Origin of the sequence: Nocardioides halotolerans DSM 19273, from assembly GCF_000422805.1 — a bacterium.
Classification (GTDB): Bacteria; Actinomycetota; Actinomycetes; order Propionibacteriales; family Nocardioidaceae; genus Nocardioides; species Nocardioides halotolerans.
Window position 1 is genome coordinate 84,283 of the sequence record NZ_KE383923.1, and the last position, 13,858, is coordinate 98,140.

At 74.1% G+C, this 13,858-nt stretch carries 12 protein-coding genes; 3 read left to right on the forward strand and 9 right to left on the reverse strand.

What is annotated here, in order from left to right; all coding sequences use genetic code 11:
• Positions 1-40 precede the first annotated feature (40 nt).
• Genes G514_RS0115110 through G514_RS26985 form a run of 3 tightly spaced genes read left to right on the forward strand, consistent with a single transcriptional unit; the run spans position 41 to position 3,025 of the window.
• Complete coding sequence (locus G514_RS0115110) at positions 41-943, forward strand: EamA family transporter (protein WP_028652437.1); 903 nt, start codon at positions 41-43, stop codon at positions 941-943.
• 28 nt (positions 944-971) lie between these two features.
• Complete coding sequence (locus G514_RS0115115) at positions 972-1,886, forward strand: alpha/beta fold hydrolase (RefSeq protein WP_028652438.1); 915 nt, start codon at positions 972-974, stop codon at positions 1,884-1,886.
• Positions 1,886-3,025: a PQQ-dependent sugar dehydrogenase gene (locus tag G514_RS26985; RefSeq protein WP_036564978.1), complete on the forward strand. Its 1,140-nt coding sequence runs from the start codon at positions 1,886-1,888 to the stop codon at positions 3,023-3,025. Before G514_RS0115115 ends, G514_RS26985 begins: the two co-directional genes overlap by 1 nt.
• A 4-nt stretch (positions 3,026-3,029) precedes the next feature.
• Here the strand turns inward: G514_RS26985 and G514_RS0115125 are convergent, their stop codons facing one another.
• The 9 genes from G514_RS0115125 to gatC all read right to left on the reverse strand — a co-directional run bounded on the left by G514_RS0115125 (position 3,030) and on the right by gatC (position 13,647).
• Positions 3,030-3,863, reverse strand: a complete 834-nt coding sequence (locus tag G514_RS0115125; protein WP_028652439.1) for an ECF transporter S component — start codon at positions 3,861-3,863, stop codon at positions 3,030-3,032.
• Positions 3,860-5,425: an ABC transporter ATP-binding protein gene (locus tag G514_RS0115130; protein ID WP_028652440.1), complete on the reverse strand. Its 1,566-nt coding sequence runs from the start codon at positions 5,423-5,425 to the stop codon at positions 3,860-3,862. Before G514_RS0115130 ends, G514_RS0115125 begins: the two co-directional genes overlap by 4 nt.
• A 2-nt stretch (positions 5,426-5,427) precedes the next feature.
• Positions 5,428-6,510 (reverse strand): energy-coupling factor transporter transmembrane component T, encoded by a 1,083-nt coding sequence (locus G514_RS26990; RefSeq protein ID WP_036564979.1) that lies wholly within the window; start codon positions 6,508-6,510, stop codon positions 5,428-5,430.
• A 40-nt stretch (positions 6,511-6,550) separates the two neighbouring features.
• Positions 6,551-7,315, reverse strand: coding sequence for a hypothetical protein (locus tag G514_RS0115140; RefSeq protein ID WP_157544845.1), 765 nt, complete (start codon positions 7,313-7,315; stop codon positions 6,551-6,553).
• 90 nt (positions 7,316-7,405) lie between these two features.
• Entirely contained in the window at positions 7,406-8,392 is a 987-nt protein-coding gene (locus G514_RS0115150; RefSeq protein ID WP_028652443.1) for a hypothetical protein, read from the reverse strand.
• On the reverse strand, positions 8,389-9,999 hold the full coding sequence (locus G514_RS0115155) for a prenyltransferase/squalene oxidase repeat-containing protein (protein WP_028652444.1): 1,611 nt from the start codon (positions 9,997-9,999) through the stop codon (positions 8,389-8,391). The genes G514_RS0115150 and G514_RS0115155 overlap by 4 nt, the downstream gene beginning before the upstream one ends.
• Positions 10,000-10,325: 326 nt before the next feature.
• The gene (gene gatB, locus G514_RS0115160) at positions 10,326-11,828 is read right to left on the reverse strand and encodes an Asp-tRNA(Asn)/Glu-tRNA(Gln) amidotransferase subunit GatB (RefSeq protein ID WP_028652445.1); all 1,503 of its coding nucleotides are present in this window, start codon (positions 11,826-11,828) and stop codon (positions 10,326-10,328) included.
• A complete protein-coding gene (gene gatA / locus G514_RS0115165; protein ID WP_028652446.1) occupies positions 11,825-13,348 on the reverse strand; it encodes an Asp-tRNA(Asn)/Glu-tRNA(Gln) amidotransferase subunit GatA in 1,524 nt (507 codons plus the stop codon). Before gatA ends, gatB begins: the two co-directional genes overlap by 4 nt.
• Positions 13,345-13,647, reverse strand: a complete 303-nt coding sequence (gatC, locus tag G514_RS0115170; RefSeq protein ID WP_028652447.1) for an Asp-tRNA(Asn)/Glu-tRNA(Gln) amidotransferase subunit GatC — start codon at positions 13,645-13,647, stop codon at positions 13,345-13,347. The genes gatA and gatC overlap by 4 nt, the downstream gene beginning before the upstream one ends.
• Positions 13,648-13,858 lie beyond the last annotated feature (211 nt).

The window sequence follows — 13,858 nt, forward strand, 5'->3', positions numbered from 1 at the left end:
CCTTGTCCGAGGCGGGGACGTGCGTCGATAGGTTGACCCGGTGGCGGCGCGCGACTCATCGGTCCGCGCCACCCGGGTCTCCCGGGTCTCCCGGGTCTCCCGGGTCCCGCCCTTCTGGCTGGTGCTCGCCGGCATCCTGTCGGTCCAGTTCGGCGCCGGCGTCGCGAAGACGCTCTTCGACGAGGTCGAGCCCACCACGATCGTCTGGCTTCGGCTGGCCACCAGCGCGCTCGTGCTGCTGGCGGTCGCCCGGCCCGCCCTGCGCGGCCGGACGGGTCGCGACTGGCTCGTGGTGGTCGCGTTCGGGCTGGTCCTCGGCCTGATGAACTGGGCGATCTACCAGTCCTTCGCCCGGATCCCCATCGGCCTGGCGGTCACGCTGGAGTTCGTCGGCCCGCTGACCCTGGCGGTGCTCGGCTCGCGGCGGGCGCGCGACCTGGTCTGGGTCGCGCTGGCCGGCCTCGGCGTCCTGCTCCTCGGCCTCCAGCCCGGCGACCTGACCTGGGCCGGCGTCGGCTTCGCGCTCCTGGCCGGCGGCTGCTGGGCGGCGTACATCCTGCTCAGCGGTGCGACCGGCCGCCGCTGGCAGGGCATCGACGGGCTCGCAGTCGCGAGCGTCGTGGCGGCGGTGGTGCTCACCCCGCTCGCGCTCGGGAGGTACGCCGACCAGGTAGCGGACGTGCGCATCATCGTGCTCGGGGCGCTCGTGGGCCTGCTCAGCTCGGTCATCCCCTACACCTGCGAGCTGGTCGCGCTGCGCACGATGCGCCCGGCCGTGTTCAGCATCCTGATGAGCCTCGAGCCGGCCGCGGCCGCGCTGGCCGGCCTCGTCGTCGTCCACGAGCTGCTCGGACCGGTGCAGCTGGTGGCCATGGCCTGCGTGGTCGCCGCAAGCGTCGGCGCGACGCGCAGCGGCACGCTCTCCGAGCCGGTGCCGGACTGAACCCACCGCCTCCGGCAGAATCGACGTCATGCCGACCTCTGCGGCGCGGGTCGCGCCGGCGCCGAGCATCAGCTTCCACGACGTGCTGTCCGACGACGGCACCCGCCTCACTGCCTGGACCAACGACACCGACGGGACCATCGACGGCCCCACGGTCGTGCTCTGCAACGGGCTCGGCACCGGCCCGTGGGCCTGGCCGGCCCTGCTGCGGCCCGACTGCGGGGTGCGGGTCATCTCGTGGAACCACCGCGGCACCGGCGGCTCCGACCGCCCCGACGACGCCTCACACTGCGGCATCGAGGCCTTCGTCGAGGACGCGCTGTCGGTGATGGACCACTTCGGCGTCGACCGGGCGCCGCTGATGGGCTGGTCGATGGGCGTCAACACGATGTTCGAGCTGGCCTTCCGGCACCCCGAGCGGGTGTCCGGCCTGTTCGCGGTCGCGGGCGTGCCCGGTGACACCTTCGCGACGATGCTGGCGCCGCTGCGGCTGCCTCGCCAGGTCGCCCACGGGCTCACGGTCAGCTTCGCCCGTGCCCTCAGGCTGACCGGGCGCGCGCTGACGCCCGTCACCACCCGGCTGCCGGTGGGGTCGCGCGCGATCGGCGTGCTGACGCACACCGGCTTCATGTTCCCCGTGCCGGACACCGAGGGCGCCGCCAACGCGGTGCGCGAGTTCCTCGAGACCCCCATCGAGTGGTACATGCACCTCGCGATCGCCACCTCCGAGCACGGCCGGGTCTCGCTCAGCAGGATCGCGGTGCCGGCGGCGTTCGTCGCCGCCAGGTGGGACGTCCTCGCCGGCTCGCGCGACATGGCCTCGGCCGCCGCCCGGATCCCCGGTGCGACGTACGTCGAGCTCGGCGGCAGCCACTTCGTGCAGATGGAGCAGCCCGAGAAGGTGCACGATCTGCTGCTCGAGTTCCTGGCCCGGATCCCCTGATGGCCCGCGCCGCCCTCTCGGCCGTCGCACTGCTCCTGGTGGCGGCCGGCTGCTCGCAGGGCGGTGACGAAGTGCGGGTCAACGTGGGCGGCGACGGCACGCCGCCGTCCGGCACCGCCACCGCGGGTGCGTCCGGGCCGGCGCCCGAGGTCGTCGACACGATCGCGACCGGCCTGGAGGTGCCGTGGGGCCTCGCGTTCCTGCCCAGCGGCGACGCGGTGGTCACCGAGCGCGACTCGGCGAGGGTGCTCGTCATCTCCGGGCCCGACCACGAGGTCACCGAGGTCGGCTCCGTCGGCGCGGCCGCGCCCCAGGGCGAGGGCGGCCTGCTCGGCGTCGCGGTCTCGCCGGCGTACGACCAGGACCACCTGGTGTTCTTCTACGTCTCCGCGCCCGACGACAACCGGATCGTGAAGGCCGAGCTCCGCGGCGACCGGCTCGGCCCGGTGTCGCCCGTCCTCACCGGCATCCCGCTAGGCGCGATCCACGACGGCGGGCGGCTCGCGTTCGGCCCCGACGGGATGCTCTACGCCTCGACCGGCGAGACCGGTGACGGCGACCTGGCCCAGGACCGCGACTCGCTCGGCGGCAAGATCCTGCGGATGACGCCCGGCGGCAAGCCGGCGCCGGGCAACCCGTTCGACACCGAGGTGTGGTCGTTCGGGCACCGCAACGTGCAGGGCCTCGCGTTCGTCGACGGCCAGCTGTGGGCCTCGGAGTTCGGGCAGAGCACGTTCGACGAGCTCAACCGCATCGACGCCGGCGCCAACTACGGCTGGCCGGTCCACGAGGGCACCGGCGGTGCCTCCGAGGGCTACACCGACCCGCAGGCCACCTGGGGCACCGACGTCGCCTCGCCGTCCGGGCTCGCGTACGCCGACGGTGCCCTCTGGATGGCGGCGCTCCGCGGCAACCGGCTCTGGAAGATCCCGCTGACCGGCTCCGGCGCCGACCAGACCGCCGGCGAGCCCGAGCCCTACTTCGTGGGCGCCTACGGCCGGATGCGCACGGTCGTCGTCGCCCCCGACGGCAACCTGTGGGTCACCACCAGCAACCGCGACGGCCGCGGCTCCCCCGGCGACGACGACGACCAGATCCTGGTGGTCGACCCGACCCCAGGCGATGCGTCGGCCGGTTGACCTGTCACCCGCCGCTGGCGGCCGCAGACGGATCCGGTCGGTGCGCGGTCCCGACGACGGTGGCGCGGCGGGCGGCACGACGCAGCGTGGTGAGCACGGCCGGGCCGACGACGACGATCGCGATGGCGTTGGTGATCGCGCGGCCGGTGTCGAAGGACCCGGTCGACGTGATGAGCGTGTAGGCGCCGAAGCGCTGGAGGTTCTCCCAGAGAGGCGCCGCGGGATCGAAAGACAGCGCGGTCTGCTCGTGGCCGGGGATCACGATGCCGAGGAGGAACGGCCAGCCCGAGAGGTTCATGAGGAGGCCGTAGAGGTAGGCGGCGACGACGCCGTACGCCGCGAGCATCGCGATCTCCCAGCGACCGGTGACCCGGCGCGGCAGCAGCCCGGCACCCATGCCGACCCACGCCGAGACGAGCATCTGGAACGGCAGCCAGGGTCCGACGCCGGCGGTCATCAGCGCGGAGGCGAACAGCGAGGTCACGCCAAGGACGAAGCCGAAGCCGGGGCCGAACACCCGGCCGGCCAGCACCAGCAGGAAGAACGTCAGCTCCACCCCGCCCAGGCCCGGCGAGAGCCCGCGCAGGATCGCGATGATCGCGCTGAGCACTCCGAGGACGGCGAGCACCCGGGTGTCGACGCCGCCCTCGCTCAGCTCGGCCAGCACCACCGCGATCACGACCGGCAGCAGCGCCAGGAACAGGAACGGCGGGTCGACCCGGTCGGTGGGCTGCACCCGGAGCAGCAGCGGCCAGACGAGCATCATCAGCCCGCCCAGGGAGGCAACGGCCAGGATCAGCGCGGCTCGGCGCGAGACGGGGAGGGCGTGGTCGGTCACGGCAGCTCCGCCAGGGCGTCGGTGACCTCGTCGACGCGCAGCCACGGCGCCCCGAGCACCTTGGTCACCTGGGGCGCGAACGCCGGCGACTCGGCCACGACGCGGCGTACCGGCCCGGACGAGACGACCTCGCCCTCCGCGAGCACCACCACGTCGTCGGCCGCGAGCGCGGTGAACTCCACGTCGTGGGTGGAGACCAGCACCGTGCGGCCCTCCGCGGCGAGCCTGCGGAGGATCGTGGCGAGCGCGCGCTTGGCGCGGTAGTCGAGGCCGCGGGTCGGCTCGTCCAGGAGCACGACAGGAGGACGTCCGGCCAGCACGAGCGACAGGGCGAGAGCCAGCCGCTGACCCTCGGAGAGGTCGCGCGGGTGCTGGTCGCCAGGGATCCCGGGCGACAGGGTGTCGAGGACTGCCCGGGTGTCCGGGCCGCCGGCCGCGCACTCCTCGTCGACGGTCTCGAGGTAGAGCAGGTCGGCCGACTGCTGCGGCAGCAGCCCGACGGCGCGGCGACGCTCGGCCGGCCGCAGCCCCGCGGGGTCGAGGTCGCCCATCGAGACGCGCCCCGACCGGCGGGCGCCGCTCCCCTGCACCGCCCACAGCAGCGACGACTTGCCGGAGCCGTTGCGGCCCATCAGCGCGGTGACCCGGCCGCGCGCGAGGGTCAGTGACACCTCGCGCACGGCGACCGTCCGGCCGTGGACGACGGTGAGGCCGGAGACGACCACACCGGCCTCCCCGGCCGCAGGCGCCTCGGCCGCCGGGGGCGGCAGGGCCAGCGTCGCCGCCCGCCGTCGCGCCTCCCGCACGGTCAGCGGGAGCGGGGACCAGCCGACGGCCCGGCCCAGCTCGACGAGCGGCGGGACGACCGGCGAGGTCGCGAGCAGCGAGGCGGGGTCGCCCACGACGAGGCTGCCGTCGCCGCCGACCAGGCCGATCCGGTCGGCGAACGGCACCACCCGCTCGAGACGGTGCTCGGCGAGCAGCACCGAGACGCCGAGGTCGTGCACCAGGCGGGTGATCGTCGCCAGCACGTCCTCGGCCGCGGTCGGGTCGAGGGCGGACGTCGGCTCGTCGAGCACCAGCAGCCTGGGATGCATGGTCAGCACCGCGCCGATCGCGACCCGCTGCTGCTGGCCGCCGGAGAGGGCGCGCAGGTCGCGGTCGCGCAGGTCGGCGATGCCGAGCAGGTCGAGGGTCTCCTCGACCCGGCGCCGCATGGTCTCGGGGGGCAGGCCGAGCTGCTCCATGCCGTAGGCGAGCTCCTCCTCGACCGTGTCGGTCACGAACCCGGCGAGCGGGTCCTGGCCGACGTACCCCATCGCGTGTGCGCGCTCCCGAGGCGGCGCCTCGAGGACGGAGACCCCGTCGAGCAGGACGTCGCCGCGGAGCGTGCCGCCGGAGAACCTCGGCACCAGTCCGGTCACCACGCCGAGCAGCGTCGACTTCCCCGACCCGGTCGGGCCGGTGACCAGGACGAGCTCGCCCTCCTCGACCGACAGCGAGACACCGTCGAGCACGGGGGCGGACCCGTAGCCGAACGTGATGTCACGCAGCTCCAGCAAGGTCACGACGCGACCGTCCGGGGCTCGGGTGCGGCCGCCGCCGCGGCGAGGCCGAGGACGGAGCCGGCCAGCGCGACGAGCGTGACCTGCGGGAACGACGTGAGGCCGGGGTAGGCCACGAGGATCTGGTGCCCGCTGACCCACCACCCGACGACGCCGGTGGCGACGCCCGACAGCATCACCGCCACCTCCGGCCAGCGCCACGGGTCGGGCCGGTAGCGCGTGCGGGCGACGCGGCGGCCGGCCAGCGCCAGCCCCGCGAACGCCGCGAGCACGCCCAGCACCAGCATCGGGGTCGCGAGGACCCGCGGCGCGGTGTGGTCGAGGCCGGCGTAGACCCCGACGGCGACGCCGCAGAGCCCCACCAGCATGAGGCCGCCGGTGACGCGGCGCTCGCTCGGCGGCGCACCCGCCGAGCGGCCGTAGCCGCGGGTGTCCATGCCGGCCGCCAGCGCCAGCGACCGCTCGAGCGCGTCCTCGAGCACCGGGACGAGGTAGCGGCGCAGCCGGCCGGTGCGCCGGGAGTCGCCCGCCCGGAGCGCCTGCGCGGTCCGGACCCGGCGCGCGCTGTCGACGAGCTGCGGCAGCACCGTCACCGCCACGACCAGGGCGGTGCCGACCTCGTGCAGCGCCGCCGGCACCGACCGGAGCAGGCGCTTGGGGTTCGCGAGCGCGTTGGCGGCGCCGACGCAGATGACGATCGTGCCGAGCCGCAGTCCGTCGTACAGCCCGGCCAGCAGGGCCTCGCGGGTCACCGGGCCCAGCAGCTGCAGCCCCAGCACCCAGTCGGGCAGCGGCACCTGGGGCAGGTCGAGCAGCACGTGCCCACCGCCGACGCTGCCGCCCAGGACGACCCGGAACAGCACCCGCATCGCCACGATGACGACCGCGACGACGACGTAGAGCCGGAACGCGTCGGCCCACGGCTGGTGGGAGCGCCGCGCCAGCACCACCAGCGTGGCCACCGCGACGATGGTCAGCAGCACCAGCGGGTTGGTCGTGAACGACGCCGCGGTCGCCAGCCCGAGCGCCCACACCCACCACGCGACCGGGTGCAGGTCGCGGGGCAGCCGCGCGGCGCTCATCGGGGCACCACGGGCCCAGCCGGCCGGGCTAGGCCACGGCCTAGGAGTCGTCGCCGCTCGGGGTGTCGTCGGACCTCGCCGGCGCGAGGGCCGGGCGGTTGCCCCGGCCGAGCACCCCACCGAGCAGTGCCAGCATCGAGGTGAGCACGAGCAGGATGCCCGGCACCACCCAGACGGGGGCGCTCTTGGTCTCTACCGGCGCCGAGCTGCTCAGGTAGGAGTCGTAGGTCTCGGCGTCGGTGCTGCCCTGGTCGCCACCGTTGGGGGTGGCGAGCGCCTCGAGCGTCGGGTCGGCGCTGGTCGGCGCGGACGTCGGCGCGGAGGTCGGCGCGGTCGAGGGTGCCGACGGCGAGCGGGTGGTCGCCGGTGCGGCGGGCGTGCTCGACGCCGCGGGCGGCACGTACGGCGCGCTCGTCGACGCCGGTGGCGGCTTGCTCTGCTGCGAGCCACCGGAGCCCTGGTTGTGGGGCTTGCCGCCGTTGCTGCCGCCGTTGTTGCCGCCGTTGTGCAGCGTCGACGGCTTCTTCGTCGGCTTCTTGGTGGGCTTCTTGGTCGGCTTCTTGGTGGGCTTCTTGGTCGGTGAGGCCGGCGGCGGGGGCGGGGCCTGGGTGGTCGGCGCGACCGTCGCGGTGGGCGGCCTGGTCGGCGTCGGCGTCTTCTGGGTCGGCGCCGCCACCGACGGCGCACCCACGCTGGTCTGGCCCGAACCGGCCGCGCTCTGCGGCCACCAGGCGACCAAGCACGCGGCAAGACCCAGCAGCACCGCCACGGCGATGCGGACGATGTTCGTCCTGGTGCTGGTCACGACGTCCTCCTGAGGCCCCCACGCGACATGCCTCCGCGTCCATCATGAAAAATACAGCACGGCCGGGTGCCCCGGAGAAAGTTCGGACATCTATGGGCTAGTCCGCCCACGACCGCGCAGGACGTACGCCGCCGCGCTGCCGCCGGCCAGCGCGAGCAGCACCAGCAGCACCGCCCAGCCCGGCAGCGTGCCCGACGTGGCCGCGTCGTCCGGGGGCTCCGACGCCGTGGGCGCCGCCACCTCGGACGGCGACGCCGTCGCGTCCGCGGGCGCGGTCTCCGACGGGCTCGACGGCGCGCTGGTCGTCGCGGGCGAGCCCGTCGGGGTCGGCTCCTCGGAGGCCGACCGCGTGGCGGAGGTCGGCACCGCGCTCTGCGTGGGCGCCACCGTCGGGGTGGCGGCCGAGCTCGCCGACGGCCTCCCGCTCGGCGGGGCCGTGGGCGTGGGCGAGGCGTGAGCGCCCGAGCCGCCGCCGTTCCCGCCACCGCTGCCACCGCCGTTGCCGCCGCCCTGACCGTGGCCGCCGCCCGACCCGCCGCCCGACCCGCCACCACCGGGCGGTGCGGTCGTGGACGGCGCCGCTGTCGGGGTGCTGGCGTGCGGCGCGGGCGGGACGCCGGGCGGGTTGCTGGAGCCGGTCTGCCACGCGAACGCGACGTACCCGCCGCTCGGGATCGACAGCGCCCCGGCGGCCAGCGAGGAGTAGCTCCACGAACCGGACCTGCCGTCGGACCACCACAGGCCCCAGTAGGCGTTGGAGGGCGGGGTGTTGACGCACGGGTCGGAGGCCGGCTGCCCGTCGATCCGGCACACGAACCCGGGCTGGCGCTGCACGTAGGTGAGGGAGAACCCGGCCGACGCGAACAGCGAGGCGCCGTCCTGGCCGCCGCTGGTGACGCACACCTGGTCGACACCGCCGCCGAGGGCGCCGTGGTCGACGACGACCGTGACGCCGGTCGCCCCCGAGCAGGCGGCCGCCGTCGCGGGTGCGGGCGAGCCGGCGACGATGCCCAGGCCCGCCGTCGCGGTCGCGAGGACCACGGCGAGTCGGGCGACCAGCCCCTTCGGACCGGTCATCGCGTGACCGTCACCGCTCGGACGCCCTTGCGGCCACGGAACTCGCCCTTGACCTTGATCTTCGACGTGCCGAGCCTCGTCGCCTTGAGCTTGACCTTGACGACGCCCTTGGCGTTGGCCTGCTTCTTGACCTTCTTGCCCAGGAACGTCACGACGGCGCTCTCCCGCGGTGCCAGGCCGGTGACCTTCACGGTGAGCTTCGCGCCCAGGTGGACGGAGGTGCGGCCCTTCAGCCTGAAGGTGGCCTTCGCGAGCCCGGCGACGGTGACGGAGTCGGTCTCACCGCCGGCGTCGACCGCCGACACGGTCACGTCCGCCGTCTTCTTGGGCATGGCCACCGCGATCGTCGCGGTGCCCGCGGCGTCGAGGACGACCCGGCTCGAGGTGCTGCCCACGGTGACGCACAGGGTGTTGCCCGGAGCGCCGCTGACGCCGACCGACTGGGTGCTGCCGGCCTTCACGAAGTCGGCGGGTCCGGTCAGCGTGGTGGCACCCGCCGCCGAGCCGCCGGGCGCCCACAGCAGCGCGGGCAGGGCCTGGGTGGTGGCCCTGGTGTTCACGCTGGTGTCCACGGCTCCGAGCGGCCCCGACCTGGCCTTGACGAGGGCGGCAGCGTCGAGCGCGACCGCGCCGTCGTCCTTGGCGGCGTACGCGACGCACGACCCGGCGTTGACCAGCTGCTGGCCGCGCAGCCACTGCGCGGCCTTGGCCGCGGCCGCGGTGCGGCCCCCGACGCCCAGAGCCCAGCCCGCGACGCCGGTGCTGTTGGCGTTGCCGCCGTTGAACGAGCCGTCGGCCCCTTGCTGGGAGACCAGCCAGTCGAGCGCCTTGGTGATGCTGGCCGAGACGGCCGGCGCGGCCTTCTGGTCCTGGAGCATGAGGACGGTGAGACCGGTGACGTCGATGCTGCCGCCCGTGGGGGCGTCGTCGGTGCAGCCCTGCTCGGTGTCGGCCTTCGGCGAGAACGCCTCGCGGAAGAAGCCCGCGGCGCACTGCTGGCGCAGGTCGAACGCGAGGGCCGAGGCCGCCAGTGACGACCCCGCGTCGTGGAGCGTCGCGACGGCGAAGGCCTGGGTCAGCGGGCTGTTGAAGTCGTCGTCCCACTCCGTGGCGGGGTCGTCGGCGTCGACGAGCCGTCCGAGGTAGTCGGTGTCGACGGCCTCGATGTGGGCCTCCACCGCGGCGACGAGGTCGTCGACGAGCGCGCCGCTGCGTCCCTGCGACTGCAGGAACGCGGACAGCTTGGCGGCCGCTCCGGTGCCGGAGAAGTCGTTGTAGTAGCTGCTCGAGCTGGCGACGAGGGCGTTGGTCATCGCGGTCAGCGCGGCCGCCTGCCCACCCACCGCGTCGAGCGCGAAGCCGGCGTCGATGGTGAGCCCGTAGTCGTCGTAGAACTCCCCCGGCCCCTGGCCCCAGGTGGTCCGCAGGATGTCGTTGGCCTGGCGCTGGGCGGCGAGGTACGACGCGGCGCCCGCGGCAGGAGCGGGGTCGGCCCCGGCCGGTGCCGGGATGGCGGATGCCTGTGCGCTCGGCGCGACGAGGCACAGCCCCGCCGCCAGAGCAGAGCCGGCGACCACGGCGGCGCCGTGGACGAAGGTGATGCGCATGGATGGTTCCTTCCCGCTGCAGACAGCGGGAACGGCCCCGGAGATCCGGGCTCGACCCGCTGCAGTTTCCTCGACAGCGACTGGTCAGGACGCGTCGCAGCAGGTGCTCCGGCTCGCAGCACCACCGAGGTGGTGCGGCCTACGGTTGCGGGTCAGCGCCGGACTTGGACCGGCTTCCCCCACGGCGGGCGTGATGAATGAAGTTGTTCGTGCTTCTCGTGGCGGAGCCTAGCGCCGACCGGACCGATCCGCCGAGTCGGCGTTACTGATGAGCAGTAGCGCCGACTCGGCCGGTTACTCGTCAGCAGCAACGCCGACTCGGCGGCTCAGGAGAGCTTGTCGAGGATCAGCTCACGGACGCGGGCGGCGTCGGCCTGGCCCTTCATCTCCTTCATCACCGCGCCGATGAGCGCGCCGGCCGCGGCGACCTTGCCGTCGCGGATCTTGTCGGCGACGTCGGGGTTGGCGGCGATGGCGGCGTCGACGGCGGCCGAGAGCGCGCCCTCGTCGGAGACGATCGCGAGCCCGCGGGCGGCGACGATCTCGTCGGGGGTGCCCTCGCCGGCGAAGAGACCGTCGAAGACCTGGCGGGCCAGCTTGTCGTTGAGCGCGCCCTCGTCGACCAGGGCCTGGATGCGGGCGACGTCGGCCGGCGTGACGCCGAGGTCGGCGAGGTCGACACCGGAGTCGTTGGCGCGGCGGGCCAGCTCGCCCAGCCACCACTTGCGCGCCGCCTGCGGCGACGACCCGGCGGCGATGGTCTCCTCGACCAGCCCGAGCGCGCCCGCGCCCACGGTGTCGCGCATCTCGAGGTCGCTGAAGCCCCACTCCGCCTGGAGCCGGGCGCGCTTCTCGGTGGGGTTCTCGGGCAGCGTTCCGCGCAGCTCCTCCACCCACTCCCGCGGCGGCGCGATCGGCACCAGGTCGGGCTCGGGGAAGTAGCGGTAGTCCTCCGCGTCGGACTTCTCGCGGCCGCTCGTGGTGATCCCGGTGTCCTCATGCCAGTGCCGGGTCTCCTGCAGGATCGAGCCGCCCGCGTCGAGGACGCCGGCGTGCCGCTGCATCTCGTAGCGGACCGCGCGCTCCACCGAGCGGAACGAGTTGACGTTCTTGGTCTCGGTGCGGGTGCCGAGCGTGCCGGACCCCTTCGGCGCGAGCGAGAGGTTGACGTCGGCGCGCAGGTTGCCCTGGTCCATCCGCGCCTCGGAGACGCCGAGCGCGACGATGAGGTCGCGCAGCTGGCTGACGTAGGCGCGCGCGACGGCCGGCGCCTTCTCCCCCGCGCCGACGATCGGCTTGGTCACGATCTCGATGAGCGGGATGCCGGCCCGGTTGTAGTCGACCAGCGAGTAGTCGGCGCCGTGGATCCGGCCGGTGAGCCCCCCGACGTGGGTGGACTTGCCGGTGTCCTCCTCCATGTGGGCGCGCTCGATCTCGACCCGGACGGTCTCGCCGTCCACGTCGACGTCCATGAACCCGTCGAAGCAGATCGGCTCGTCGTACTGGGAGGTCTGGAAGTTCTTCGGCATGTCCGGGTAGAAGTAGTTCTTCCGGGCGAACCGGCACCACTCCGCGATCGAGCAGTTGAGCGCGAGCCCGATCCGGATCGCCGACTCCACGGCCCGGCGGTTGACCACCGGCATCGAGCCGGGCAGGCCCAGGCAGGTCGGGCAGACGTGCGTGTTGGGCTCGCCGCCGAACGCCGCGGGGCAGCCGCAGAACATCTTCGTCGCCGTGTTGAGCTCGACGTGCACCTCGAGGCCGAGCGCCGGGTCGTAGCGCTCGAGCACCTCGTCGAAGGGCACCAGCGTGTCGGTCGTGGTGGTCATGCGCTCGCTCCCTCGAGGTCCGGCGCGCGGTCGAGCAGCGGGCCGCCCCACTGCTCCAGCAGCAGCGACTCCAGGGCGGCGCCGACCCGGTAGACGCGGTCGTCGGCGAGCGCCGGCGCCAGGATCTGGAAGCCCGCCGGCAGGCCGTCCTCGTCGGCCAGCCCGCTCGGCACCGAGATGCCCGGGACGCCGGAGAGGTTGGCCGGGATCGTGGCGAGGTCGTTGAGGTACATCGCCATCGGGTCGTCGACCTTGTCGCCGATCGGGAACGCCGTGGTCGGCGCGGTCGGCGAGACCAGCACGTCGGCCTGCTCGAAGGCGCGGGCGAAGTCCTGCGAGATCAGCGTCCGAACCTTCTGGGCCTGGCCGTAATAGGCGTCGTAGTAGCCGCTCGAGAGTGCGTAGGTGCCGAGGATGATCCGCCGCTTGACCTCGTCGCCGAACCCGGCCTCGCGGGTCGCCCGCATGACGTCCTCGGCCGACGGCGCGTCGACCCCCTCGGGCAGCACCCGCAGTCCGTAGCGCATCGCGTCGAAGCGCGCGAGGTTGCTCGACGCCTCGGCCGGCAAGATGAGGTAGTAGGTCGCCAGCGCGTGCACGAAGTGCGGGCACGACACCTCGACGACCTCCGCACCCGCCTTGGTCAGCAGCTCGACCGACTCCTGGAACCGGGCCAGCACGCCCGCCTGGTAGCCCTCGCCGCCGAGCTCCTTCACCACGCCGATCCGGACGCCGGTCAGGTCGCCCGACGCGCCTTGACGGACCGCCTCGACCAGCGCGGGCAACGGCTGGTCGATCGAGGTGGAGTCCTTGGGGTCGTGGCCGCCGATGACCTCGTGCAGCAGGGCCGCGTCGAGCACCGTGCGGGTGACCGGGCCGACCTGGTCGAGGGAGTTGGCGAGCGCGACGAGGCCGTAGCGCGAGACACCGCCGTAGGTCGGCTTCACGCCCACCGTGCCGGTGACCGCGCCGGGCTGGCGGATCGAGCCGCCAGTGTCGGTGCCGAGCGCGATCGGCGCCTCGAAGGCGGCCACCGCGGCGGCCGAGCCGCCGCCCGAGCCGCCGGGGATCCGGGTGAGGTCCCACGGGTTGTGCGTGACGCCGTACGCCGAGTGCTCGGTGGAGGACCCCATCGCGAACTCGTCCATGTTGGTCTTGCCGAGGATCGGCAGCCCGGCCGCACGAACCTTGGCGACCACGGTCGCGTCGTACGGCGGCACCCAGCCCTCGAGGATCCGCGAGCCGCAGGTGGTGGGCAGGCCCTCGGTCGCGAGCACGTCCTTGACCGCGATCGGCACGCCGTCGAGGGCCGAGGCGACCTGCCCGGCCGCGCGGCGCTCGTCGGAGGCCCGCGCGGCGGCCAGTGCGCCCTCGGCGTCCACTTGGAGGAAGGCGTGCACGGCGCCGTCGACCGCGCCGATCCGGTCGAGGGACGCCTGGGTCAGCTCGACGCTCGTGGTGGCGCCGGAGGCAAGGTCGTCGGCCAGCTCGGCCGCGGTCCGCCGGATGTCGGCGGTCACTGCTCGTCGCCCAGGATCCGCGGGACCGAGAACCGCTGCAGCTCCTGCTCGGGCGCGCCCGACAGCGCCTGCTCGGGGGTGAGGCACGGCTCGACGACGTCCTCGCGGAAGACGTTGGTCAGCGGCAGCGCGTGCGAGGTGGGCGGCACGTCTGCGGACGCGACCCCCTGGAGCGACGCGACCGAGTCGAGGATCACCGACAGCTGCGGCGCCAGGTGGTCGAGCTCGGCCTCGGTGAGGTCGATCCGCGCGAGCGTGGCCAGGTGCGCCACCTCGTCGCGGGACAGCGATGCGGACATGCGGTCAATCCTATGGACGCCGTCATCCGGCTTCTCGCTCGCCCACTGGCATACGTCCGGCGCCTGCGCTGCGGAGGCTTCGAGGCTCGTGCCTGGCGCTCCTCGCACCTCAGCCACCGTGCCGCGGGCCGAATCACGGTGGCTGAGGTGCGAAGGCGTTCTGCGCCTGAGCCTCGAAGCCCCTGAAGGCCGCGCTGGGACGCGACCGCGG

Bases quoted from the DNA above. Each gene is read 5' to 3' on its own strand.
- gatC (WP_028652447.1), bottom strand. From the start codon at position 13,647: ATGTCCGCATCGCTGTCCCGCGACGAGGTGGCGCACCTGGCCACGCTC.
- G514_RS0115150 (WP_028652443.1), bottom strand. From the start codon at position 8,392: ATGACCGGTCCGAAGGGGCTGGTCGCCCGACTCGCCGTGGTCCTCGCG.
- G514_RS0115155 (WP_028652444.1), bottom strand. From the start codon at position 9,999: ATGCGCATCACCTTCGTCCACGGCGCCGCCGTGGTCGCCGGCTCTGCT.
- G514_RS0115115 (WP_028652438.1), top strand. From the start codon at position 972: ATGCCGACCTCTGCGGCGCGGGTCGCGCCGGCGCCGAGCATCAGCTTC.
- G514_RS26985 (WP_036564978.1), top strand. From the start codon at position 1,886: ATGGCCCGCGCCGCCCTCTCGGCCGTCGCACTGCTCCTGGTGGCGGCC.
- gatB (WP_028652445.1), bottom strand. From the start codon at position 11,828: ATGACCACCACGACCGACACGCTGGTGCCCTTCGACGAGGTGCTCGAG.
- G514_RS26990 (WP_036564979.1), bottom strand. From the start codon at position 6,510: ATGAGCGCCGCGCGGCTGCCCCGCGACCTGCACCCGGTCGCGTGGTGG.